At 60.2% G+C, this 21,450-nt stretch carries 22 protein-coding genes and 1 tRNA gene; 15 read left to right on the forward strand and 8 right to left on the reverse strand.

The genetic code is table 11. The features are described 5' to 3' along the window. Positions 1-172 precede the first annotated feature (172 nt). Positions 173-811 (forward strand): uracil phosphoribosyltransferase, encoded by a 639-nt coding sequence (gene upp, locus J3P77_RS18290; protein WP_434677988.1) that lies wholly within the window; start codon positions 173-175, stop codon positions 809-811. 4 nt (positions 812-815) lie between these two features. Continuing rightward, on the forward strand, positions 816-2,093 hold the full coding sequence (locus J3P77_RS18295) for a uracil-xanthine permease family protein (protein ID WP_434677989.1): 1,278 nt from the start codon (positions 816-818) through the stop codon (positions 2,091-2,093). Between the two features lie 253 nt (positions 2,094-2,346). On the opposite strand, the gene hemH is transcribed toward J3P77_RS18295, so the two are convergent. Further along, positions 2,347-3,369, reverse strand: coding sequence for a ferrochelatase (gene hemH, locus J3P77_RS18300; protein WP_434677990.1), 1,023 nt, complete (start codon positions 3,367-3,369; stop codon positions 2,347-2,349). Positions 3,370-3,394: 25 nt separating this feature from the next. Next, on the reverse strand, positions 3,395-4,297 hold the full coding sequence (locus tag J3P77_RS18305) for a TIGR01777 family oxidoreductase (protein ID WP_434677991.1): 903 nt from the start codon (positions 4,295-4,297) through the stop codon (positions 3,395-3,397). Positions 4,298-4,597: 300 nt separating this feature from the next. Between J3P77_RS18305 and J3P77_RS18310 the strand changes: the two genes are divergently transcribed. The 7 genes from J3P77_RS18310 to J3P77_RS18340 all read left to right on the forward strand — a co-directional run bounded on the left by J3P77_RS18310 (position 4,598) and on the right by J3P77_RS18340 (position 10,539). Further along, positions 4,598-5,584 carry an NAD(P)/FAD-dependent oxidoreductase gene (locus tag J3P77_RS18310; RefSeq protein ID WP_434677992.1) on the forward strand — a complete coding sequence of 329 codons (987 nt, stop codon included), beginning with the start codon at positions 4,598-4,600 and terminating at the stop codon, positions 5,582-5,584. Then, the gene (locus tag J3P77_RS18315; RefSeq protein WP_434677993.1) at positions 5,581-5,796 is read left to right on the forward strand and encodes a TIGR02450 family Trp-rich protein; all 216 of its coding nucleotides are present in this window, start codon (positions 5,581-5,583) and stop codon (positions 5,794-5,796) included. Before J3P77_RS18310 ends, J3P77_RS18315 begins: the two co-directional genes overlap by 4 nt. A gap of 154 nt (positions 5,797-5,950) precedes the next feature. Next, on the forward strand, positions 5,951-6,907 hold the full coding sequence (locus J3P77_RS18320) for a YbgA family protein (protein WP_434682057.1): 957 nt from the start codon (positions 5,951-5,953) through the stop codon (positions 6,905-6,907). Positions 6,908-6,910: 3 nt separating this feature from the next. Then, a complete protein-coding gene (locus J3P77_RS18325) occupies positions 6,911-7,834 on the forward strand; it encodes a MerR family transcriptional regulator (RefSeq protein ID WP_434677994.1) in 924 nt (307 codons plus the stop codon). Between the two features lie 10 nt (positions 7,835-7,844). After that, positions 7,845-9,293 (forward strand): deoxyribodipyrimidine photo-lyase, encoded by a 1,449-nt coding sequence (phrB, locus tag J3P77_RS18330; RefSeq protein ID WP_434677995.1) that lies wholly within the window; start codon positions 7,845-7,847, stop codon positions 9,291-9,293. A gap of 67 nt (positions 9,294-9,360) precedes the next feature. Beyond that, on the forward strand, positions 9,361-10,113 hold the full coding sequence (locus tag J3P77_RS18335; RefSeq protein WP_434677996.1) for an SDR family NAD(P)-dependent oxidoreductase: 753 nt from the start codon (positions 9,361-9,363) through the stop codon (positions 10,111-10,113). A 126-nt stretch (positions 10,114-10,239) separates the two neighbouring features. Beyond that, positions 10,240-10,539, forward strand: coding sequence for a YkgJ family cysteine cluster protein (locus tag J3P77_RS18340; protein ID WP_434682059.1), 300 nt, complete (start codon positions 10,240-10,242; stop codon positions 10,537-10,539). Between the two features lie 142 nt (positions 10,540-10,681). Here J3P77_RS18340 and J3P77_RS18345 read toward each other — a convergent pair whose 3' ends face one another. From J3P77_RS18345 to hemA, 6 genes are all read right to left on the reverse strand, one after another. Next, positions 10,682-11,200, reverse strand: a complete 519-nt coding sequence (locus tag J3P77_RS18345; protein ID WP_434677997.1) for an acyloxyacyl hydrolase — start codon at positions 11,198-11,200, stop codon at positions 10,682-10,684. A 114-nt stretch (positions 11,201-11,314) separates the two neighbouring features. Continuing rightward, complete coding sequence (gene murI / locus J3P77_RS18350) at positions 11,315-12,130, reverse strand: glutamate racemase (RefSeq protein ID WP_434677998.1); 816 nt, start codon at positions 12,128-12,130, stop codon at positions 11,315-11,317. A gap of 2 nt (positions 12,131-12,132) precedes the next feature. Further along, a complete protein-coding gene (locus tag J3P77_RS18355) occupies positions 12,133-12,894 on the reverse strand; it encodes a molybdopterin-synthase adenylyltransferase MoeB (protein WP_434677999.1) in 762 nt (253 codons plus the stop codon). After that, positions 12,888-13,721: a peptide chain release factor N(5)-glutamine methyltransferase gene (prmC, locus tag J3P77_RS18360; protein WP_434678000.1), complete on the reverse strand. Its 834-nt coding sequence runs from the start codon at positions 13,719-13,721 to the stop codon at positions 12,888-12,890. The genes J3P77_RS18355 and prmC overlap by 7 nt, the downstream gene beginning before the upstream one ends. Beyond that, positions 13,722-14,804 (reverse strand): peptide chain release factor 1, encoded by a 1,083-nt coding sequence (prfA, locus tag J3P77_RS18365; protein ID WP_434678001.1) that lies wholly within the window; start codon positions 14,802-14,804, stop codon positions 13,722-13,724. Next, on the reverse strand, positions 14,801-16,078 hold the full coding sequence (gene hemA / locus J3P77_RS18370; RefSeq protein WP_434678002.1) for a glutamyl-tRNA reductase: 1,278 nt from the start codon (positions 16,076-16,078) through the stop codon (positions 14,801-14,803). The genes prfA and hemA overlap by 4 nt, the downstream gene beginning before the upstream one ends. Before the next feature lie 221 nt (positions 16,079-16,299). Here hemA and J3P77_RS18375 point away from each other — a divergent pair, with 221 nt between their 5' ends. The 6 genes from J3P77_RS18375 (at position 16,300) to J3P77_RS18400 (ending at position 21,342) form a co-directional block, all read left to right on the forward strand. Beyond that, positions 16,300-18,027, forward strand: coding sequence for a tetratricopeptide repeat protein (locus tag J3P77_RS18375; protein ID WP_434678003.1), 1,728 nt, complete (start codon positions 16,300-16,302; stop codon positions 18,025-18,027). 4 nt (positions 18,028-18,031) lie between these two features. Continuing rightward, a complete protein-coding gene (lolB, locus tag J3P77_RS18380) occupies positions 18,032-18,649 on the forward strand; it encodes a lipoprotein insertase outer membrane protein LolB (RefSeq protein WP_434678004.1) in 618 nt (205 codons plus the stop codon). 2 nt (positions 18,650-18,651) lie between these two features. Continuing rightward, positions 18,652-19,500, forward strand: coding sequence for a 4-(cytidine 5'-diphospho)-2-C-methyl-D-erythritol kinase (ispE, locus tag J3P77_RS18385; RefSeq protein WP_434678005.1), 849 nt, complete (start codon positions 18,652-18,654; stop codon positions 19,498-19,500). Between the two features lie 37 nt (positions 19,501-19,537). Then, positions 19,538-19,612, forward strand: a tRNA-Gln gene (locus tag J3P77_RS18390). Between the two features lie 45 nt (positions 19,613-19,657). Then, positions 19,658-20,599, forward strand: a complete 942-nt coding sequence (locus tag J3P77_RS18395) for a ribose-phosphate pyrophosphokinase (protein ID WP_002552145.1) — start codon at positions 19,658-19,660, stop codon at positions 20,597-20,599. 137 nt (positions 20,600-20,736) lie between these two features. Further along, positions 20,737-21,342 carry a 50S ribosomal protein L25/general stress protein Ctc gene (locus tag J3P77_RS18400; RefSeq protein ID WP_434678007.1) on the forward strand — a complete coding sequence of 202 codons (606 nt, stop codon included), beginning with the start codon at positions 20,737-20,739 and terminating at the stop codon, positions 21,340-21,342. The last annotated feature ends 108 nt before the right edge of the window (positions 21,343-21,450 follow it).

Below are 21,450 nucleotides of genomic sequence, written 5' to 3' on the forward strand. Positions count from 1 at the left end.
GCAAAGGTACGCATCCCGACGATTCAGGGCAAGCGATTCTGGACTAACGTTGCGCATGACCTCAGAGCGAAGTCTATCCATACGGTAAGACAATACTGCACGCGCCGTAAGACAGTAACTGCTGAATAGATTAATCTAGGCCGTTTTTTTGCCCCCGCTGGAGCCTTTCCCTATGCCCATCCGTGAGATCCGCCATCCGCTGATCCGCCACAAGCTCGGCCTGATGCGCCGCGCAGACATCAGCACCAAGAATTTCCGTGAGCTGGCTCAGGAAGTCGGTGCATTGCTCACCTACGAAGCCACTGCAGACCTTGCGCTGGAAAACTATGAAATCGATGGCTGGGCCGGCCCCGTGTCGGTCGAGAAGATCGCCGGCAAGAAGATCACGATCGTGCCGATCCTGCGCGCCGGCATCGGCATGCTCGATGGCGTGCTCAGCCTGATTCCGGGCGCCAAGGTCAGCGCCGTGGGCGTGGCCCGCAACGAAGAAACCCTGCAGGCGCATACCTATCTGGAAAAACTGGTTCCGGAAATCGACGAGCGTCTGGCGATGATCATCGACCCGATGCTGGCCACCGGCAGCTCCATGGTCGCTACCATCGATCTGCTGAAGAAAGCCGGCTGCAAGGAAATCCGCGCCATGGTTCTGGTCGCGGCTCCCGAGGGCATCGAAGCCGTCGAGAAGGCGCATCCGGATGTGATGATCTACACGGCATCCATCGACCAGCGCCTGAACGAACACGGTTACATCATCCCGGGCCTCGGTGATGCCGGTGACAAGATTTTCGGCACCAAGCAAAAGGACGCGTAACCCGATGACGCAGCACGAGTTCAATGATCCACTTTGGCGCACGGTGCTTTCCGGTGCGCAGATGCTGTTCGTGGCGTTTGGCGCGCTGGTGTTGATGCCGCTGATCACCGGACTCGACCCTAACGTCGCCCTGTTTACCGCAGGTCTGGGCACCTTGCTGTTCCAGATCGTGACAGGTCGTCAGGTGCCGGTATTCCTGGCATCGAGTTTTGCGTTCATCACCCCGATCATCCTCGCCAAGGGTCAGTTCGGCCTGGCCGCGACCATGGGCGGCGTGATGGCGGCAGGTTTCGTCTACACCTTCCTCGGTCTGGCGGTGAAGATCAAAGGCACCGGTTTCATTGACCGGCTGTTGCCGCCGGTGGTGATCGGTCCGGTCATCATTTCCATTGGTCTGGCGATGGCCCCTATTGCCGCGAACATGGCGATGGGCAAGTCAGGCGATGGCGCAGAGCTGATTCACTACCAGACGGCGATGATGATCTCGATGCCCGCGCTGCTGACGACGCTGATCGTCGCTGTGTTCGGCAAGGGGATCTTCCGTCTGGTGCCAATCATCTCCGGTGTGCTGGTGGGTTTTGCGTTGTCGTTCTATTTCGGAGTGGTCGATACCGCGAAGATCGCCGCCGCTCCGTGGCTGGCGCTGCCGCATTTCACCGCGCCGGAATTCAACTGGCAGGCGATTCTGTTCATCGTTCCAGTGGCACTGGCGCCAGCCATCGAACACATTGGTGGCGTGATTGCTGTCGGCAGCGTGACGGGTCGCGACTATCTGAAGAAGCCGGGCCTGCATCGCACTCTGTTCGGTGATGGCATTGCCACCACAGCGGCAGGCCTGTTCGGCGGACCGCCCAACACCACTTACGCCGAAGTTACCGGCGCGGTGATGCTGACCAAGAACTACAACCCCAAGATCATGACCTGGGCGTCGATCTTCGCGATCACTCTGGCGTTCATCGGTAAATTCGGCGCGTTGCTGCAGAGTATTCCGGTGCCGGTGATGGGCGGGATTCTGTGCTTGCTGTTCGGTTCGATTGCAGCGGTGGGCATGAACACCCTGATCCGTCACAAGATCGACCTGTCCGAAGCGCGCAATCTGGTGATCGTGTCGGTGACCCTGGTGTTCGGCATCGGTGGCGTTCTGATCGGCACTGGTGACGGCCCGGACGATTTCGGCCTCAAAGGCATCGCCTTGTGCGCCGTGACCGCTATCCTGCTGAACCTGCTGCTGCCCGGCAACGACAGCTGGAAGAACAAGAAGCTGGACGATCAATTGCCGTAGGATTGCTGCCGCTACGCGGCAGAAGCGTGATCGCGTTTTTTACGGATTGCTTTTGATTCTGCCCGAAGGGCGTAGGAGCTAGCTTGCTTGCGATCTGGCGCGTAGCGGCAGTATTACGCGGCAGAAGCATGATCGGGTTTTTACTGATCTGTTTTGAATCTGCCCGAAGGGCGTAGGAACTAGCTTGCTGTGGGCGGCAATCCGACGATCTGGCGCGTAGCGGCAGTAAACCGGAGCGCCGCCCGGTGCGCTCCTACAACATCACCGGCGCGCGTTCGCACAGCCGGTTCAGGGCCTTGGCCCAATTGGGGTCGTCATTCAGGCACGGCACCAGCACCAACTCTTCCCCACCCGCTTCCTTGAATTGCTCGGCGCCACGGTCGCCGATCTCTTCCAGGGTCTCGATACAGTCGGCCACGAACGCCGGACACATCACCAGCAGTTTCTTCACTCCTTGTGCCGCCAGTTCGTCGAGACGCGCTTCGGTGTAGGGCTCGATCCACTTGGCGCGGCCCAGCCGCGACTGGAACGACACTGACCATTTACCGTCCGGGATGCCCATGCGGCTGGCAAACGCTGCCGCGGATTGCAGGCATTGCGCGCGATAACAGGTGGCAAGCACTTCGGGCGGCGCCTTCATGCAGCAGTCGTCCTTGAAGCAGTGTTTGCCGGTCGGATCGAGCTTGTGCAGATGGCGTTCCGGCAGACCGTGAAAACTCAGCAACAAATGATCGTAAGACTGCTCAAGATGCGGCCGGACGTTTTCCACCAACGCATCGAGGTATTCGGGCTGATCGTAGAACGGTTGCAGCAGAGAGAACTGAATGCCCAGCGCCCTGGCTTTCACAACCCGTCGGGCTTCTTCGACCACGGTAGTGACGGTGCTGTCGGCAAACTGCGGATACAGCGGCGCCAGCGTGACCTTCTTGATGCCCTGCCCGGCCAGACGAGTGAGCACGGTTTCCAGAGAAGGCTCTCCGTAGCGCATCGCCAATTCCACCGGACCCTGCGTCCATTCTTTCTTCATCGCCTGCTGCAGACGCTTGCTCAGGACTACCAGCGGCGAACCTTCGTCCCACCAGATCGAGGCATAGGCGTGCGCGGACTGTTCCGGGCGCTTGATCAGGATCAGCGACACCAGCAGCCGCCGAACCGGCCACGGCAAGTCAATGACATAAGGGTCCATGAGGAACTGATTGAGGTAACTGCGCACATCGGCGACTTCGGTCGACGCGGGCGAACCCAGATTGACCAGCAACAGCGCGTGATCGGTCATGCAACACACATCCTATTCAAAGCGTTCAATGGCGACCCAGCAAGTTGTTCAGGGCTGCATGCAGATCGGTGAAGCGAAAAGTGAACCCGGCTTCCTGCAGGCGACTCGGCCGGACCCGCTGGCCGCCCAACAACAGCACGGACAGCTCACCCAATAGGGCCCGCAGAGCCAACGCAGGCATCGGCATAAACGCCGTGCGATGCAGAATGGCGGCGAGCGTCCTGGCAAACTCCCGGTTACGTACCGGTGCTGGCGCGCAGACATTATAGGGACCCTGCGCGTCAGCATGATTCAACAAGAAATCAATCGCCCCGATTTGATCCTGCACATGAACCCACGGCATCCATTGCCGTCCGTTGCCAATCGGGCCGCCCATGCCGAATTTGAACGGCAGCAGCAGCTTTTGCAGAAAACCGCCTTTGCTGGACAACACCAGCCCGGTGCGCACGATCACCACCCGCACACCCAGCGCCTCGGCGCGCTGCGCGGTTTCTTCCCAGGCGATGCACAACTGGCTGGCAAAATCTTCCTTGGCGGGTTGGGATGTCTCGTCAACATCGCGCTCACCGCTGTCCCCGTACCAGCCAACCGCCGAGCCCGAAATCATCACCTTTGGTCGGACCTTGCGACTGCTGATCCAGCCGAGTAATTGCTCGGTGAGGCCGATCCGGCTTTCCCAGAGCAACAGCCGGCGCTTGCGGGTCCAGGGCCTGTCCGCAATCGGCGCCCCGGCAAGATTAATGATTGCATCGACGGGCTGATCGCCCAGTTCATCGAGCCGCGCAACCGCGCGCACTGACGGCCCGCACAGGCTGGCAACCTCAGCCGGACGACGACTCCACACAGTCAGCTGATGTCCCTGCGCGGACCAGAACCGGCAGAGCGCCTGCCCTATCAAACCAGTACCGCCTGTCAGCAATATGTGCATGGCCGGTTACCTCGCGTGGCGTTCGTGACGATTGAGTAGTCTATTTTTCACAGGTTGTGCTTATCCGGTCGACGAAACTGTTTGCTGAACCATAGGCCAAACCTGAATGGACTGGAGCTTTACTACCCGTTCGGGTAGTTGGCCCGTTGTCGATCGGCACCAGACTTCCCGTGCTCGAACCTACCCATTGCGGCGAGATCGAGAGGCAAAATAGAGAACCAGTGCAAGTTATACCAAACAGCAAGATTGTACAGGTTTTACCGACGGCGTAGTCTGTGCAGACAAGGTAAAGAGGCCTCTATGACTGTACCTATCGCAATCATTGGTACCGGTATCGCCGGACTCTCGGCGGCTCAGGCACTGAGCGCTGCCGGGCATGATGTACATCTTTTCGACAAGAGTCGTGGCAGCGGCGGCCGTATGGCCAGCAAGCGCAGCGATGTCGGATCTCTGGATCTGGGTGCGCAGTACTTCACTGCACGCGACCGGCGTTTTGTCACTGCGGTCAATCAGTGGCAGGCTCAGGGCTACGTCGCCGAATGGACGCCATCGCTTTACAACTTCCATGGCGGCAGGCTGACGCCTTCGCCGGACGAACAGAGCCGCTGGGTCGGGCAGCCCGGCATGAGCGCCATCACCCGCGCGATGCTCGGCGATCTGCCGGTGTCGTTCTCGTGCCGGATCACCGAGGTGTTCCGTGGCGAACGGCACTGGAACCTGCTGGACGCGGACGGCGAAAGCCACGGCCCGTTCAGTCATGTGGTGGTCGCCACGCCAGCGCCCCAGGCTACGCCGTTGCTGGCCGCAACTCCCAAACTGGCAAGCGTCGCCGCCGGGGTGAAGATGGACCCGACCTGGGCCGTGGCGCTGGCATTCAGCTCCCCATTACAGACTCCCATGCAAGGTTGCTTTGTGCAGGACAGCCCGATCGACTGGCTGGCGCGCAACCCCAGCAAGCCGGGACGCGACCTTACTCCCGACACCTGGATCCTGCATGCCACCAGCGCCTGGAGCAGACAGCATCTGGATATGCCCAGAGAGCAGGTCATCGATCATCTACATGGTGCGTTTGCTGAATTGATCGACTGTGCCATGCCGGCGCCGAGCTTCAGCCTCGCCCATCGCTGGCTCTATGCCCGACCTGCAACCGCTCACGAATGGGGCGCGCTGTCCGACCCGGATATGGGGATCTACGCCTGTGGAGACTGGTGCTTGTCCGGCCGCGTCGAAGGCGCCTGGCTCAGCGGCCAGGAAGCTGCCCGGCGGCTCTTGGAGCATTCACAGTGAACGCCATCAACCCGCGCAAACTGCTGCTGTCGAAATGGACGGCAGCAACGCCTCGTAATCGTGAAAAGCATTTTCTGGTCACTGAGTTAATCAAGGATGAAGAAGGAACGGTGCTGGAAATCGAGTTGCAGGCAGTGCTGACACGACGCAGTGAACGCCTGCCGTGGCAGGTGCTGCGCGATGCGCAGGCCTGGCGAATGGGCTGGAAATAAGGCGCACAGCACAGGCAGCCAGTAGCCCGCCTGTACAAATGCCCTCCGAAAAGCTGTACAAATTAATTGACTTGTACAGACGCACACCTATGATGAACCGAGGTTGTACAGAGCTTTATATCTGTATAAGTCTTTGAAGAGGTTCATGATGTCTCTGCCCGTGCTCGACAAACCAAAACTCGGTATCAGCGCTTGTCTGATGGGCGTTGAAGTGCGCTTCAATGGCGGCCACAAGGAATCGCACCTGTGCACGCGGGCTCTCAACGAATATTTCGACTTCATTCCGCTGTGCCCGGAAGTCGCTATCGGCATGGGCGTGCCCCGCGAACCCATCAGGCTGGTGGGTGATCCGGAGGCTCCGCAGGCCGTCGGCACTGTGAACAGCGAATTGAACGTAACGGAAGCGCTGGCCGAATACGGCGCACACATGGCTGCCGAAGTGGGCGATATCTGCGGCTACATCTTCATGCAGAAGTCGCCGTCCTGCGGTCTGGAGCGGGTCAAGGTCTATCGGGAAAACGGCGCGCCGGTCGATGGCGGCGGGCGCGGTATCTACGCCAGGGCGTTCTGCGAACGTCATCCCGATCTGCCGGTGGAAGAAGACGGTCGCCTCAATGACGCGGTACTGAGGGAAAACTTCGTCACCCGCGTGTTCGCTTATGCGGCGTGGCAGCAGTTGCTCAAGGGCGAGATTACCCGCCGTTCGCTTACCGAATTCCATTCCCGCTACAAATACCAGCTGATGGCTAACAATCCGGTGCAGTACAAGGTTCTGGGCAACATGCTCGGCAGCATGGGCCGCAGCGATCCGAACGAAGTCGCGCCGCGCTACTTCACCGCCTTGATGGCGGCGCTGAAGAAATGCGCGACGCGCAGCACCCACACCAATGTCCTTCAGCATCTGAGCGGTTATCTGAAACAGACCATCAGCGCCCAGGACAAACAGGAAATCCAGCAACTGATCTCTCAGTACCATCAGGGCATCGTGCCGTTGATCGTTCCGCTGACGTTGCTCAAGCACCATTTTCGCCAACATCCAGACCCGTACGTGGCGCTTCAGGTGTACATGCAGCCTCACCCGGAAAATCTCAGCCTGCGCAATGCGATCTGAATCATGAATCGACCCCGTACCCAAGGCCCCGGTGATGGCGAAGCCTTGCCGCCCGACTGGCTGCCCATTCGCGAAGTTGCCCGGCAGACCGGCGTCAATGCCGTCACGCTGCGAGCCTGGGAGCGGCGCTACGGCCTGATTGTCCCGCATCGCACCGCCAAAGGTCATCGCCTGTATTCCGCCGAACATGTGCAGAGGGTGATGAAGATCCTCACGTGGCTGGACCGCGGCGTCTCGGTCAGCCAGATCAAGGCTCTGATCGACGATCAGCAACCGCAACCTTCCGTGTCGGGTGACGACTGGACAGCGCTGCGGCAGACCTTGATGCAAGCCATCGGTCAACTGGCCGAACGCCGGGTCGATGATGCGTTCAACCAGGCCATGTCGCTCTACCCGCCTCGCACCTTGTGCCAGCAATTGCTGCTGCCGCTGCTGACCGAGTTGGAGCAGCGCTGGCGGGGCAAATTTGGCGCGCATCTGGAGCGCACGTTCTTTCATTCCTGGCTGCGCAGCAAATTCGGGGCGCGGATCTACCACAACAATCGCCAGCTCAACGGCTCGCCCCTGCTGCTGATCAACCAGTCGGACCTGCCTTTCGAGCCGCATCTGTGGCTCACCGCCTGGCTGGTCAGCAGCGCCGACTGCCCGGTAGAGGTCTTTGACTGGCCATTGCCCGCGGGTGAGCTGGCACTCGCCGCCGAATATCTGCGACCGCGCGGCATCGTGCTGTACGCCAGCAGAGCATTGAATCTGCAACAGTTGCCCAAGCTGCTGGCCAACGTTGCGTGCCCGATCGTGCTCAGCGGCCCCGCAGTGCAGATTCACGACGCCGAACTGCTCGCCATCGCCGAGCCGCTCGCAGGCCTGACCCTCGCCCATGATTCGCTCGGCGCCCATACCGAGCTGGCCAGGCTCGGGCTTATTTGAAGGACTGACTATGCAATTGCTTTGGCTGCGCAGCGATCTACGTGTGCACGACAACACTGCCCTCGCCGCTGCCATGGAGCGCGGCCCGACACTGGCGGTTTATCTCATCAGCCCCGCGCAGTGGCAGAGCCATGACGATGCCGCCTGCAAGGTGGATTTCTGGCTGCGCAATCTGGTGGAGCTGAAAAAAGCGCTGGGCGCACTGAACGTTCCACTGCTGATTCGCGAAGCGGACACCTGGGATCAAGCGCCCGGGGTTCTGGCCGAGCTCTGCAAAGAGCATGGCGTAGAGGCCGTCCACGCCAACGAAGAATACGGCATCAACGAAAGCCGGCGTGACCTGGCCGTGAAGCGCACGCTTGAAGACGCCGGGGTACTGTTTCATGACTATCTGGATCAATTGCTGTTCGCGCCGGGCAGCATTCTGACCAGGACCGGCAATTATTTTCAGGTGTACAGCCAGTTCCGCAAGGTCTGTTACCAACGCCTGCATGCGGCCATGCCACATCCGGTCGTGACGCCCAAGGCGCAACCGCCGCTGTCGATCGCAAGCGATGCGGTCCCGGAACAGGTTGCCGGGTTTGAAACGCCATCCGAGAGTTTGCGGCAGCTATGGCCTGCCGGAGAAATCGAGGCTCGTCGACGGCTCGAAGCGTTCGCCGATGAGCAGATCAGTTATTACCTGGCCGAACGCGACTTCCCGGCAAAGCCCGGAACCAGCCAGCTGTCGGCCTACCTTGCGGCGGGCGTGATCTCGCCCCGGCAATGCCTGCACGCCGCGCTGATGAGCAACCATGGCGAGTTCGAAACCGGTGATATCGGCACGGTGACCTGGATCAACGAGCTGCTGTGGCGCGAGTTCTATAAGCACACGCTGGTCGGATACCCGCGCGTGTCGCGCCGTCGAGCGTTTCGTCCTGAAACCGAGGCGCTGCAATGGCGTGACGCGCCCGAGGAACTCGCCGCCTGGCAGCAAGGCCGGACCGGTCTGCCGATCATTGATGCAGCCATGCGTCAGATGCTGGAAACCGGCTGGATGCACAACCGTCTACGAATGGTCGTGGCGATGTATCTGACCAAGAACCTGTTGATCAGTTGGCAGGAAGGCGAGCGCTTTTTCATGCGCCACCTGATCGATGGTGATCTGGCCGCCAACAATGGCGGCTGGCAGTGGAGCTCTTCGACAGGCACTGATTCGGCACCCTATTTCAGGATCTTCAACCCCATTGCCCAGTCAGAAAAGTTCGATCCCGAGGGCGTATTCATCAAACGCTGGCTGCCTGAGCTGGCCGGGCTCAACAAAAAACAGATTCACAATCCCGCCGCGGCGGGCGGCCTGTTCGGAGTCGCCAGCTACCCGGCGCCCATCGTTGATCTGAGCGCCAGCCGCGGTCGCGCACTGGCCGCGTTCAAGGCCCTGCCCCGTCGCCAATCGGTGGCGGCGCCAGACGAGGAATAAGCCTGGGTCACCCGAAAGGACCCGGCGTTGCCAGCCTGTATCGGCCTGGCGCTAGAGGAGAGTCGGTATGAACAATCCCGTTGCACGTCGTATCTGGTTGACCGGTGTCGACGGCGGAACCGGCCTGGCGCTGGCCAGTGAGTTGCTTGCGGCCGGGCATCGCCTGGCGTTGACCGCGCGGGCACCGGCACCGCTGGTGGAGCTGAGTCGACGCTTCCCAGGCCAGGTCTTGCTGGTGACCGGGGACATGAGCGACGGAGTGCAACTCAAGGCCATGGGCGATCGCATCGACCGGGAATGGGGAGTGCTCGACACCGCAGTGTTCTATGCGGGCGGCCTTGAGGCGGCCGCCCTCGATGAAACGGCTTCACGGGACAACGCCTCGCAAGCTGTCACGCCGCACGATGAGGTAGTTGCCGCCAGCCTTTACGTTCAGGAAGCGCTGCCATTGTTACGCAGCGGAAGGCGACCTCGCCTGGTGGGCATCGCAAGTACGCCCGGGCACGGCTACACCGCCGCCGACATCGCCGGACCAGACCTGCGCCAGGTCTTCCAGGCGTTGCGGGAGAATCTGACGCAGGGGCCTATCGATATCAGCGTCATCGACCCAGTGCTCTTGACCGTACATACCGATAAAGCCGAACGCGAAGCATCGTTAAGCGATATCGCCCTCAAGTGCCTGGCCGAACAACTGGTCATACCTGGCCGCCCTGCAGAGATATCCAGCCCGGCCCGACAGCTCGCAGCGCCACCATCTCGCGCCCAGGCGGTGCTCAACCTGTTCCCGGCCCACGACCCCTCATCGAAAAAGGACCAGTGATCAGTCGTCGCCAGCGTTTGTTCGCGTACCATGCAGGCCCCGCTGACGATGTGCCGCCTTCAACCGTCGTCCGCACGTATTGGCCATCCAGACCCTGCGCAGGAGATTGCACTGAAACCCGCCCTTATCGCCCACGCACAACTGCCCGATGAGCCGAAGGTCACTTGCTCGACTTGCGCGGCGTGCTGCTGTCAGCTGGAAGTGATGCTTATCACTGATACCGGGGTGCCGGAACGCTTCATCGATACCGACGATTGGGGTGGCGAGGTCATGCTGCGGCTGGACGATGGCTGGTGTGCGGCGCTGGATCGCAACACCATGATGTGCACCATTTACGAAAAGCGCCCACTGATCTGTCGCGAATTCGAGGCGGGTGCCGAAGACTGCTTAAACGAAAGAAAAGGGATTGCGACGGCTTATCTCTGACCCTGCGCCGGCGTCAGGCATGCACCGTGGGAAACCGTGGGAAGTAGCTTGCTCGCGACAACGCTGACACAGACTCTGTATTTCCGCGCTGTTGTCGCGATCAAGCTACCTCCGATGGCAAATCCGATCAGTCAGGCGACGATCAGAACGGCATCTTGTAATGCAGGGCGTAACTTTCGATACCGTCGTTCGGCTGCTTGATACCGGCGTTGGAGTAGTGAGTGGCGCGGATGCCGACCTCATGCCCACCGGCGAAGCGCAGGCCCAGGCCAATGCGGTCTTCGAAGTTGAAGGCAGAACCGAATTTGCGGTCTTCAACCTGAGTGTTGGAGAACACCGAAACACCGATACCCGCTTCGACGTATGGTTTTACGCTGCCGTTGCCGAATTCATACACCAGCACTGGCGAGAACGACAGGCTGTGGTTGTCGGAATAGTCCTTGCCGTCCCAGTAGGTATAGGCACCATCCCAGTAACCGGTCAGGCGACCGATATCGCTTTCCAGCCAGCTCTTGTCCCAGTCGAACTGCACACCCAGGCGATAGGTCATGGTGGACTCGCCCGTTTGGCCAACCGAAAACTCGACGCCGTCGGCTTGCGCCAACGCGCTTTGCCCGGCGAAGAGCGCCGAGAGCACAGCCATGCAAAAGAGTCTCTTCATGAGAAACGTCCTATTCATACAGCAGTTATTAGAAGTGTTGGGATCACCAGACGCGGTATAGAAAACTGGCGGTGATCTTTAGTTCAGCTGTAAAACGTCTTTTTCACGTTTTTTTTACAAACTGAAGCTTCGCACACTGTCAGAACTTTGCCAAAGGTACGGTAGGATTTTTCCGAAATTAGCGGGATTGCCGCTGGTCCAGTACAAAACCTCGCGCGCAGGCCCCTGCGCCAGAAGCTGCCGGCCAGCCAGAAGACGTTGCAACTGGCGCGCTACCGCCGCCCCTGTGTCAACCAGACTGATCGATTCGGGGATCATCTGCGCCAGCAGTGGCTTGAGGAAGGGATAGTGTGTACAGCCGAGGATAATGGTGTCGCAGCCCGCTGCCAACAACGGCTCGACGTAACTCCATAGCAACTGGCGAAGGTCAGGGCTGAGCAGATCCCCGGCCTCGATCCGCTCCACCAGGCCGGGGCACGGCTGAGTTACGACGCGCACGTCGCTGGCGAAGCGGTCGAGCAGCGCCGCGAACCGAGCGCTCTGCAGCGTACCGGTGGTTGCCAGTACGCCGACCACGCCGCTGCGAGTGGCTTCGGCCGCCGGCTTTACGGCCGGTTCCATGCCGACCACTGGCCAGTCGGGGTAGCGCTGGCGAATGTGCGCCACGCCCGCTACCGTTGCGGTATTGCAGGCGACGACCAGTGCCTTGGCACCCTGCTCGCGGAAGAAACCGGCGATTGTCAGGCAACGCTCGATAATGAACTGCGGCGTTTTTTCACCGTACGGGATATGCCCGCAGTCGCCCAGATAAAGCAGCGATTCGTCAGGCAGCAACTGGCTGATTTCTTTGAGCACCGAGAGGCCGCCCACGCCGGAATCGAACACGGCGACGGGCGCATTGCTGCCGAAGCTCATGTGGATTTCCGACATGCTCAACTCCGTACGCCCGACGGGCCGCAGACAGCGCAGGCCGGATCGCGCCTGACCTTCAGCTCGCGAAAACGCGTGCTCAGTGCATCGACCAACAGCAGGCGGCCCACCAGCGGCTCACCAAAGCCGGCCAGCAGTTTAAGTGCTTCAAGTGCCTGAAGACTGCCCACCAGTCCTACCAGCGGCCCGACCACGCCTGCTTCGCTGCAAGTCAGTTCGGTTTCATTGCCGTGGCCATACAGACAGTGATAGCACGGGCTGTCGGCACGACGCGGGTCAAATACCGACAATTGTCCTTCAAGGCGGATCGCCGCGCCGCTGATCAATGGCCTGGAGGCCATTACGCAGGCAGCGTTGACCGCTTCGCGAGTCGAAAAATTGTCCGAGCAATCCAGCACCAGATCGACGTCGCGCACTGCCGCACCAAGCGAGTCGGCATCCAGCGCGCTGCGGTGCGCGACCAGTTTCACTTGCGGATTGATCGAGGCAAGCCGGGCGATGGCCGAATCTACCTTGGCCTGCCCGACACTCTGGCTGTCATGGATGATCTGGCGTTGCAGGTTGGTCAGGTCGACAGTGTCAAAGTCCGCCAGATGCAGCTCGCCGACGCCGGCCGCGGCCAGATACAGCGCAACCGGCGAACCGAGGCCGCCCAGCCCGACGATCAGCACACGACTGTTCTTGAGCCGTAGTTGCCCGTCGATATCCACGTGCTGCAGCAGGATCTGCCGGCTGTAGCGCAGCAGCTCCTGATCGCTCAGCACGGCAGTTGTCCAAAGCTGATGCGCTCGTGCTCGCCCAGATCGCGACGAGTCTGCACGCGCTCGAAACCCTGTTGTGTCAGCAGGTCGCGAACGGCCGCACCCTGGTCATAGCCGTGCTCCAGCAGCAACCAGCCGCCTTCTTTCAGATGGTCCGGAGCCTGCTTGATGATGGTCCGCAGGTCGTCCATGCCGTCGCTGCCGGCGACCAGCGCACTGCTCGGCTCGAAACGCACGTCGCCCTCGACAAGATGGGGATCGGCATCGGCGATATAGGGTGGATTGCTGATGATCAGGTCGAAGCGACGACCTTCCAGTGCACTGAACCAGTGGCTACTCAGCACTTCGGCGTTATCCAGATGCAGTCGTTGCCGATTGCGCTCAGCCAGTTCAACGGCTTCGGGCACACGGTCGACCGCGGTGACCTTCCATCCTGGCCGGTCATTGGCGAGCGCAAGAGCGATGGCGCCGGTACCGGTGCCCAGGTCCAGAACCTCGGCGGGAACGAAAAGCGGTACCAGCTCCAGCGCGGCTTCGACCAGCATTTCGGTTTCCGGACGAGGGATCAGCGTATGCGGCGCGACTTCCAGATCAAGTTTCCAGAAACCCTGGTGGCCCAGAATGTAGGCCACTGGCTCGCCGGCGCGACGCCGTTGCAAGTAGTCGGCGAACGTCAGCGCGGCTTCGGAGCTGACGATGCGCTCCGGCCATGTGTGCAGGAAACTGCGCGGTTTGCCTAGCGCGGCGGCCAGCAGCAGCTCCGCATCCAGCCGGGCAGTCGGTGAATCGGGTAGCTCGGCGCTTCTTAACAAGCTGGCAATGATGGTCATTTAATCACCCAGTGCCGCAAGTTGATCAGCCTGATATTCAGCGAGCAGCGGCTCTATCACTGCATCGACCCCACCGGCCAGAACTTCATCCAGTGAATACAAAGTCAGGTTCACGCGGTGATCCGTTACTCGCCCCTGAGGGAAGTTATAGGTGCGAATCCGCTCGGAGCGATCGCCCGAGCCGACCAGCAGCTTGCGCTCCGACGCAATGGCATTGGCGGCGGCGCTGGTCTGCTGATCGTTGAGTTTGGCAGACAACCACGACATTGCCCGTGCGCGGTTCTTGTGCTGCGAACGCTCTTCCTGACACTCCACGACGATGCCCGACGGCAAGTGCGTGATACGGATCGCCGAATCGGTCTTGTTCACGTGCTGGCCGCCGGCGCCCGAGGCGCGGTAGGTATCGACGCGCAGGTCGGCCGGGTTGATTTCGATGGCCTGTTGCTCATCGGGCTCGGGCAGGACCGCGACGGTGCAGGCGGATGTGTGGATGCGGCCCTGAGACTCGGTTTCCGGCACGCGCTGCACGCGATGTGCGCCGGATTCGAATTTCAGCTTGCCGTACACATTGTCGCCTTCTACCCGCGCGATCACTTCCTTGTAGCCGCCGTGCTCGCCTTCATTCTCGGAAAGAATCTCTACACGCCAGCCACGACGCTCGGCGTAACGCGAATACATGCGGAACAGGTCGCCGGAAAAGATTGCCGCCTCGTCTCCGCCGGTCCCGGCGCGGATCTCCAGAAAGACATTGCGCCCGTCGTTGGGGTCCTTGGGCAGCAGCATGCGTTGCAGCTGCTCTTCCAGTTCGGCCAACTGCTGTTTGGTGTCGCGAACCTCCTCCACGGCCATTTCGCGCATGTCCGGGTCGCTGTCCTTGAGCAGGGCCTGCGCGCCGTCCAGGTCTGCCAGCACCTTGGCCCGCTGCTTATAGAGCTGGATTACCGGCTCGACCTCGGCGTATTCACGCGAATAAGCGCGAAATTTTGTCTGGTCACTGATCACTTCCGCGTCGCCAAGCAGCGCGGTCAGTTCCTCGAAACGGTCGCTGAGTACATCCAGCTTATTGAGCAGCGAAGCTTTCATTGCGGGGTTTTATCCGTCGAGCCCTCACCGAGGGCGAATAGTTCCTGGGCCATGGCCAGCGCATCGACGCGGCCTTCGGCAGACAGCTTCTTGAGCTGGACACTGGGCGCGTGCAGCAGCTTGTTGGTCAAACCACGCGCCAGCTGGACCAGTACGTCCTCGGCATTGCTGCCGTTGGCCAGCATCCGCTGCGCCTTGGCCAGTTCCTCGTCGCGAAGACGTTCACTCTGCTGGCGATAAGCACGCAGTACATCAACCGCGGCCAGCTCACGCAGCCGCGACATGAAATCGTCGACACCGACGCTGACCAGTTCTTCCGCCGCCAGAGCCGCGCCCTGACGACTCTTGAGGTTCTCGGCGACCACTTCATGCAGGTCGTCGACGCTGTACAGGTAAACGTCGTCCAGCTCGCCGACTTCAGGCTCGATATCGCGCGGGACGGCAATATCGACCATGAAAATCGGTTTGTGCTTGCGCAACTTCAATGCGCTTTCCACCGCTCCCTTGCCCAGAATCGGCAACTGGCTGGCCGTGGAACTGATCACGATATCGCTGTTGACCAGCTCTGCGGGAATGTCCGAGAGCAGCACGGCGTGAGCACCGAATTCCGCGGCCAGCGTGTTGGCGCGCTCCAGTGTGCGGTTGGCAACCACGATACGCTTGACGCCCAGGTCGCTCAGGTGCCGCGCGACCAGCGTAATGGTCTCTCCGGCACCGATCAACAGGGCCTGGCTGCGTTGCAGGTCGCTGAAAATCTGTTTGGCCAGGCTGACGGCAGCGAAGGCCACCGACACCGGGTTCTCGCCGATGGCGGTATCGGTCCGCACCTGTTTGGCCGCGCTGAACGTAGCCTGGAACAGTCGACCAAGCAGCGGGCCGACGGTACCGGCTTCGCGGGCAACGGCGTAGGCGGACTTCATCTGGCCGAGAATCTGCGGCTCGCCGAGTACCAGGGAATCGAGACCGGAGGCCACGCGCATCATGTGACGAACAGCCGCATCGTCCTGATGGATATAGGCGCTGGCGCGCAGCTCATCGAGGCTCAGATGGTGATAATCGGCCAGCCATTTCAGCACGCTGTCGGCAGCGAGCTGGTCATGTTCGATGTAAAGCTCGCTACGGTTGCAGGTCGAGAGAATCGCGGCTTCGCGGCTATGGGTAAGGCTGCAGAGCTGCTGCAGAGCCTCAACCAGCTGTTCTGGCGTAAATGCCACGCGCTCGCGAACGTCTACCGAGGCAGTCTTATGGTTAATACCAAGTGCAAGGAAGGCCATTCAGGGTCGCTGGTGGTGACGTGAAGCCGACAATTGTCCTACTTCGATAGGTTCAGAACAACCACCACATATTATTGTCCCACTAGAATCGCGCGTAATCGGGCGCTCGCAGGCGTGCGAGGCGGCCGGGACCGCTATCCTTTAGTTTTTCGTCGGCTGTGGGTATTGCCTGCGGCCTTGTGTCATGATGCTCCCACCGCAGGTAAGCCGCCCTTCTATATATGACTAGATCCTCCGCGTTGTTCCTCGCCCTCGCTTTTCTCGGCGGCTGCCAGTCGATGACACCCGAGTCATCGTCCGTTGCACCCGTTCAAAAAGACGCGCCGCCCGCGCCTGAAGCCAAGCCCGTGGTGTACGGCTCTTTCTCCCAGGAAACATTGGTCAGCCTGCTGAGCGCGGAGCTGGCCGGCCAGCGCAATCGTTTCGACATTGCGCTGGACAACTATGTCAGTCAGGCGGTCAGCACGCAGGACCCTGCGGTTTCCGAGCGGGCGTACCGGATTGCCGAGTACATGGGCGCCGATCCGGCGGCTCTGGAAACCTCGCTGATCTGGGCCAGGAACGATTCGACCAACCTGGAGGCGCAGAGAGCGGCTGCCATTCAACTGGCCCGTTCGGGGCGCTACGACGACTCGATGGTCTACATGGAGCGCGTACTGCAAGGCCAGGGCGACACGCATTTCGACTTTCTGGCGCTCGCCGCCGCCGAGACCGATTCGGACACCCGTGACGGTCTGCTCAAGAGTTTCGACCGGCTGCTGAGCAAATACCCCGACAACGGCCAGCTGATCTTCGGCAAGGCCCTGCTGCTTCAGCAGAACGGCGACGCCCAGCAATCGCTGCGCCTGCTGGAAGACAATCCGCCCAAAGAAGGCGAGATCGCGCCGATCCTGCTGCACACCCGGCTGCTCGCCAGCATGGATCGAGGCGACGAAGCGCTGCCGATCCTCGAAAAAAGCATCAAGAAATACCCGGAAGACAAGCGCCTGCGTCTGACTTACGCGCGCATGCTGGTCGAACAGAACCGCATGGACGACGCCAAAGCCCAGTTCGCCAGCCTGCTGCAGCAGTATCCCGATGATGATGAGCTGCGGTTCTCCCTGGCGCTGGTCTGCCTGGAAGCCAAGGCATGGGACGAAGCGCAGGGTTATCTGGAAGAACTCATCGCCCGTGGCGCGCATGTCGATTCGGCGCATCTGAACCTTGGGCGCATTCACGAAGAACGCGACGATCCGCAAAGCGCGCTCGCGGAATATGCCCAGGTCGGCCCAGGTACTGATTTTCTGCCTGCACAGCTGCGTCAGAGCGACATTCTTATCGGCAACGGCAACTGGGCCGAAGCCGCCAGGCGTCTGGCCGATGCCCGCGACGAGCAACCCGAATATGCCGTGCAGCTGTACCTGATCGAGGCTGAAACGCTGACCAGCAACAATCAGCCCGATCGTGGCTGGCAGGTGCTCACTCAGGCACTCAAGCACTATCCGGACGATGCGAATCTGCTGTACACCCGCGCCATGCTGGCCGAAAAGCGCAATGACCTGGTGCAGATGGAGAAGGATCTGCGCAGCATCATCAAACGCGAGCCGGAAAACGCCATGGCGTTGAACGCGCTGGGTTATACGCTTTCCGACCGCACTACCCGCTATGCCGAGGCAAAGGATCTGATCGAAAAGGCGCACCGCCTGAACCCCGACGATCCGGCCGTGCTCGACAGCCTCGGGTGGGTGAATTACCGCCTTGGCAATCTCGACGAAGCCGAACGCCTGCTGCGTCAGGCGCTGGCACGCTTCCCGGACCATGAAGTCGCCGCCCATCTGGGCGAGGTCCTCTGGGCCAAAGGCGAACAGAGCGAGGCTCGTGAAATCTGGGGCAAAGCCCTTGAGCAACAACCCGACAGCCCTATTCTGCGCAGTACCGTGCTGCGTCTGACCGGATCAGAGACTCTTTGACGTTATGTTTTTGCGCCACGTAGTTGTATTCAGCCTCATCGCCCTGCTCGCCGGTTGTGCCGGCATGACCTCCCGTGAAGCCTTGCAAGGCAAGGGCGACCCCGCGCAATGGCGCGAACACAAACAGGAGCTGACCAGCCTCGACGGCTGGCAGATCAACGGCAAGGTCGGCATTCGTGCGCCCAAGGATTCCGGCAGCGGCACATTGTTCTGGCTGCAACGCCAGGATTACTACGACATTCGCCTGTCCGGCCCGCTGGGGCGCGGTGCCGCCCGCCTGACCGGTCGCCCCGGCGGCGTGGTTCTGGAAGTCGCCAATCAAGGCCGTTACGAAGCGACAACGCCGGAAACCCTCCTTCAGGAGCAACTGGGCTGGAAGCTTCCGGTCTCGCATCTGGTGTGGTGGGTACGCGGCCTGCCCGCGCCCGACTCCAAAAGTCGTGTCACTCTGGACAGCGACAGCCGTCTGGCGAGCCTCGATCAGGACGGCTGGCAGGTCGAATATCTGAGCTACGTCGAACAGAATGGCTATTGGCTGCCTGAGCGCGTCAAACTTCACGGCCAGGACCTCGACGTCACGCTGGTCATCAAGGACTGGCAGCCTCGCAAGCTTGGGCAATGATCATGAGCGCACCTCGCCTGACCCTGCCCGCTCCGGCAAAACTCAATCTGATGCTGCACATTCTCGGGCGCCGCCCTGACGGCTATCACGAGCTGCAGACCATCTTTCAGTTTCTCGACTACGGTGACGAGCTGAGCTTCGCGGTCCGCGACGACGGGCAGATCCGCCTGCAAACCGATGTGCCAGGCGTTCCGCACGACAGCAACCTGATCGTCAAAGCGGCTCGGGCACTGCAAGCGCAGTCCGGATGCAGACTGGGAATGGACATCTGGCTGGACAAACGCCTGCCCATGGGCGGTGGAATCGGCGGCGGAAGCTCGGACGCCGCTACCACGCTGGTGGCCTTGAACCATCTCTGGTCACTGGATTGGGACGAGGATCGGCTGGCGGCGCTCGGGCTGACTCTGGGCGCGGACGTACCGGTTTTCGTGCGCGGACGCGCCGCGTTTGCTGAAGGTGTCGGAGAAATTCTCACCCCCGTGACACCCGAAGAACCCTGGTATTTAGTGCTCGTTCCGCAAGTGTCTGTAAGTACAGCAGAAATTTTTTCAGATCCACTGTTGACACGCGACACTCCTCCCATTAAAGTGCGCCCCGTTCCCAAGGGAAACAGTCGAAATGACTGTAAGGCGGTTGTAGAGAGGCGTTACCCAGAAGTACGTAATGCTTTGAATTTGTTAGGTAAATTTACCGAAGCAAAATTAACCGGAACTGGAAGTTGTGTGTTTGGGGCCTTCCCAAACAAAGCTGAAGCTGATAAAGTCTCGGCCCTTCTTACAGAGACCCTTACAGGGTTCGTAGCAAAGGGAAGCAACGTTTCGATGTTGCATCGCAAGCTACAGATTCTGTAACAGGAAACGAGTGCCAGGCACTCGGATTGATCACTACAGGGGCGTCGCCAAGCGGTAAGGCAGCAGGTTTTGATCCTGCCATGCGTTGGTTCGAATCCAGCCGCCCCTGCCATTTTCTATACTCATCCAGGTTACCCTCAGCCTCTAGGTACTGCGCGTGTCCAAGATGATGGTCTTTACGGGGAATGCTAACCCCGATCTGGCTCGGCGTGTGGTACGTCAGCTGCATATCCCACTGGGTGATGTCTCTGTCGGCAAGTTCTCCGACGGCGAAATCAGCACTGAGATTAATGAAAACGTCCGCGGTAAAGACGTATTTATCATTCAGCCTACCTGCGCTCCGACCAACGATAACCTGATGGAACTCGTCGTGATGGCTGACGCCTTCCGCCGCTCCTCAGCGTCCCGAATTACTGCTGTAATTCCTTACTTTGGTTATGCCCGCCAGGATCGCCGTCCGCGTTCCGCACGTGTTGCCATCAGCGCGAAAGTCGTCGCCGATATGCTGACCGTGGTGGGTATCGATCGTGTTCTCACGGTTGATCTTCATGCTGACCAGATTCAAGGTTTCTTCGATATTCCGGTAGATAACATCTACGGCTCCCCTGTTCTGGTGGATGACATCGAAGACCAGCGCTTTGAAAACCTGATGATCGTTTCCCCGGATATCGGTGGCGTCGTGCGTGCACGTGCCGTTGCCAAGTCCCTGGGCGTGGATCTCGGGATCATCGACAAACGCCGTGAGAAAGCCAATCACTCCGAAGTGATGCATATCATCGGTGATGTCGAAGGGCGTACCTGTATTCTGGTCGATGACATGGTAGATACCGCCGGCACTCTGTGCCACGCGGCCAAGGCCCTGAAAGAGCATGGCGCCGCCAAGGTCTTTGCCTACTGCACACACCCTGTGCTGTCGGGTCGGGCGATCGAAAACATTGAGAATTCCGTGCTGGACGAACTGGTGGTGACCAACACCATCCCGTTGTCCGCCGCCGCACAAGCCTGCAGCCGTATCCGTCAACTGGATATCGCGCCGGTAGTCGCCGAAGCGGTCCGCCGCATCAGCAACGAAGAATCGATCAGCGCGATGTTCCGCTAAGGGTTATCCCGAAGCCTGCATCTCGTCGACGAAAAGCGCCCCGCCCTGGCATTCGGTCAGGGCGGGGCTTTTTTGCCCATACCGCTTTGGCGCTGGTCGCAAACGCCAAGTGGATGTGGTTATTTTGGAGAAACAAAATGAATGATTTCACTCTGAATGCCGAACAGCGTTCCGACCTGGGGAAAGGTGCGAGCCGCCGCCTGCGTCGTCTCGCAAGCCTGGTTCCTGCTGTTGTCTACGGTGGCGACAAAGCCCCTGAGTCCATCAGCATGCTGGCTAAAGAAGTTGCCAAGCTGCTCGAAAACGAAGCTGCCTTCAGCCACGTTATCGAACTGAACGTTGCTGGCCAGAAGCAGAACGTCCTGATCAAGGCTCTGCAGCGTCACCCAGCAAAAGGTCACGTGATGCACGCTGACTTCGTACGCGTTGTGGCCGGCCAGAAGCTGACCGCCATCGTACCGGTTCACTTCATCAACGAAGAAGCTCCGGTCAAGAAAGGCGGCGAGATCTCTCACACCGTTACCGAGCTGGAAGTTTCCTGCCTGCCGAAAGATCTGCCTGAGTTCATCGAAGTCGATCTGGGTGCTCTGGAAGTTGGTGACAACGTTCACCTGTCCGACCTCAAGGCGCCAAACGGCGTTGAGTTCGTTGCACTGGCGCACGGCACCGACCTGGCTATCGCCAACGTCCACGCTCCACGCGTAGTTGTAGAAGACACCAAAGAAGAAGGCGCTGCCGAGTAATCAATTACTTGGTAACGTCGGAGTTGCTCAGGAAACATCGCGAGCCATAGCAGGCAAAGCGGGCGAGATCGCGGAGTTTACATCATGGTAAATGAGCAGTTTTCGTCC

The sequence above is a fragment of the Pseudomonas sp. R1-18 genome (genome assembly GCF_051132095.1).
GTDB lineage: Bacteria > Pseudomonadota > Gammaproteobacteria > Pseudomonadales > Pseudomonadaceae > Aquipseudomonas.

Bases quoted from the DNA above. Each gene is read 5' to 3' on its own strand.
- upp (WP_434677988.1), top strand. From the start codon at position 173: ATGCCCATCCGTGAGATCCGCCATCCGCTGATCCGCCACAAGCTCGGC.
- J3P77_RS18295 (WP_434677989.1), top strand. From the start codon at position 816: ATGACGCAGCACGAGTTCAATGATCCACTTTGGCGCACGGTGCTTTCC.
- hemH (WP_434677990.1), bottom strand. From the start codon at position 3,369: ATGACCGATCACGCGCTGTTGCTGGTCAATCTGGGTTCGCCCGCGTCG.
- J3P77_RS18305 (WP_434677991.1), bottom strand. From the start codon at position 4,297: ATGCACATATTGCTGACAGGCGGTACTGGTTTGATAGGGCAGGCGCTC.
- J3P77_RS18310 (WP_434677992.1), top strand. From the start codon at position 4,598: ATGACTGTACCTATCGCAATCATTGGTACCGGTATCGCCGGACTCTCG.
- J3P77_RS18325 (WP_434677994.1), top strand. From the start codon at position 6,911: ATGAATCGACCCCGTACCCAAGGCCCCGGTGATGGCGAAGCCTTGCCG.
- phrB (WP_434677995.1), top strand. From the start codon at position 7,845: ATGCAATTGCTTTGGCTGCGCAGCGATCTACGTGTGCACGACAACACT.
- J3P77_RS18335 (WP_434677996.1), top strand. From the start codon at position 9,361: ATGAACAATCCCGTTGCACGTCGTATCTGGTTGACCGGTGTCGACGGC.
- J3P77_RS18345 (WP_434677997.1), bottom strand. From the start codon at position 11,200: ATGAAGAGACTCTTTTGCATGGCTGTGCTCTCGGCGCTCTTCGCCGGG.
- murI (WP_434677998.1), bottom strand. From the start codon at position 12,130: ATGTCGGAAATCCACATGAGCTTCGGCAGCAATGCGCCCGTCGCCGTG.
- prmC (WP_434678000.1), bottom strand. From the start codon at position 13,721: ATGACCATCATTGCCAGCTTGTTAAGAAGCGCCGAGCTACCCGATTCA.
- prfA (WP_434678001.1), bottom strand. From the start codon at position 14,804: ATGAAAGCTTCGCTGCTCAATAAGCTGGATGTACTCAGCGACCGTTTC.
- hemA (WP_434678002.1), bottom strand. From the start codon at position 16,078: ATGGCCTTCCTTGCACTTGGTATTAACCATAAGACTGCCTCGGTAGAC.
- J3P77_RS18375 (WP_434678003.1), top strand. From the start codon at position 16,300: ATGACTAGATCCTCCGCGTTGTTCCTCGCCCTCGCTTTTCTCGGCGGC.
- lolB (WP_434678004.1), top strand. From the start codon at position 18,032: ATGTTTTTGCGCCACGTAGTTGTATTCAGCCTCATCGCCCTGCTCGCC.
- ispE (WP_434678005.1), top strand. From the start codon at position 18,652: ATGAGCGCACCTCGCCTGACCCTGCCCGCTCCGGCAAAACTCAATCTG.
- J3P77_RS18400 (WP_434678007.1), top strand. From the start codon at position 20,737: ATGAATGATTTCACTCTGAATGCCGAACAGCGTTCCGACCTGGGGAAA.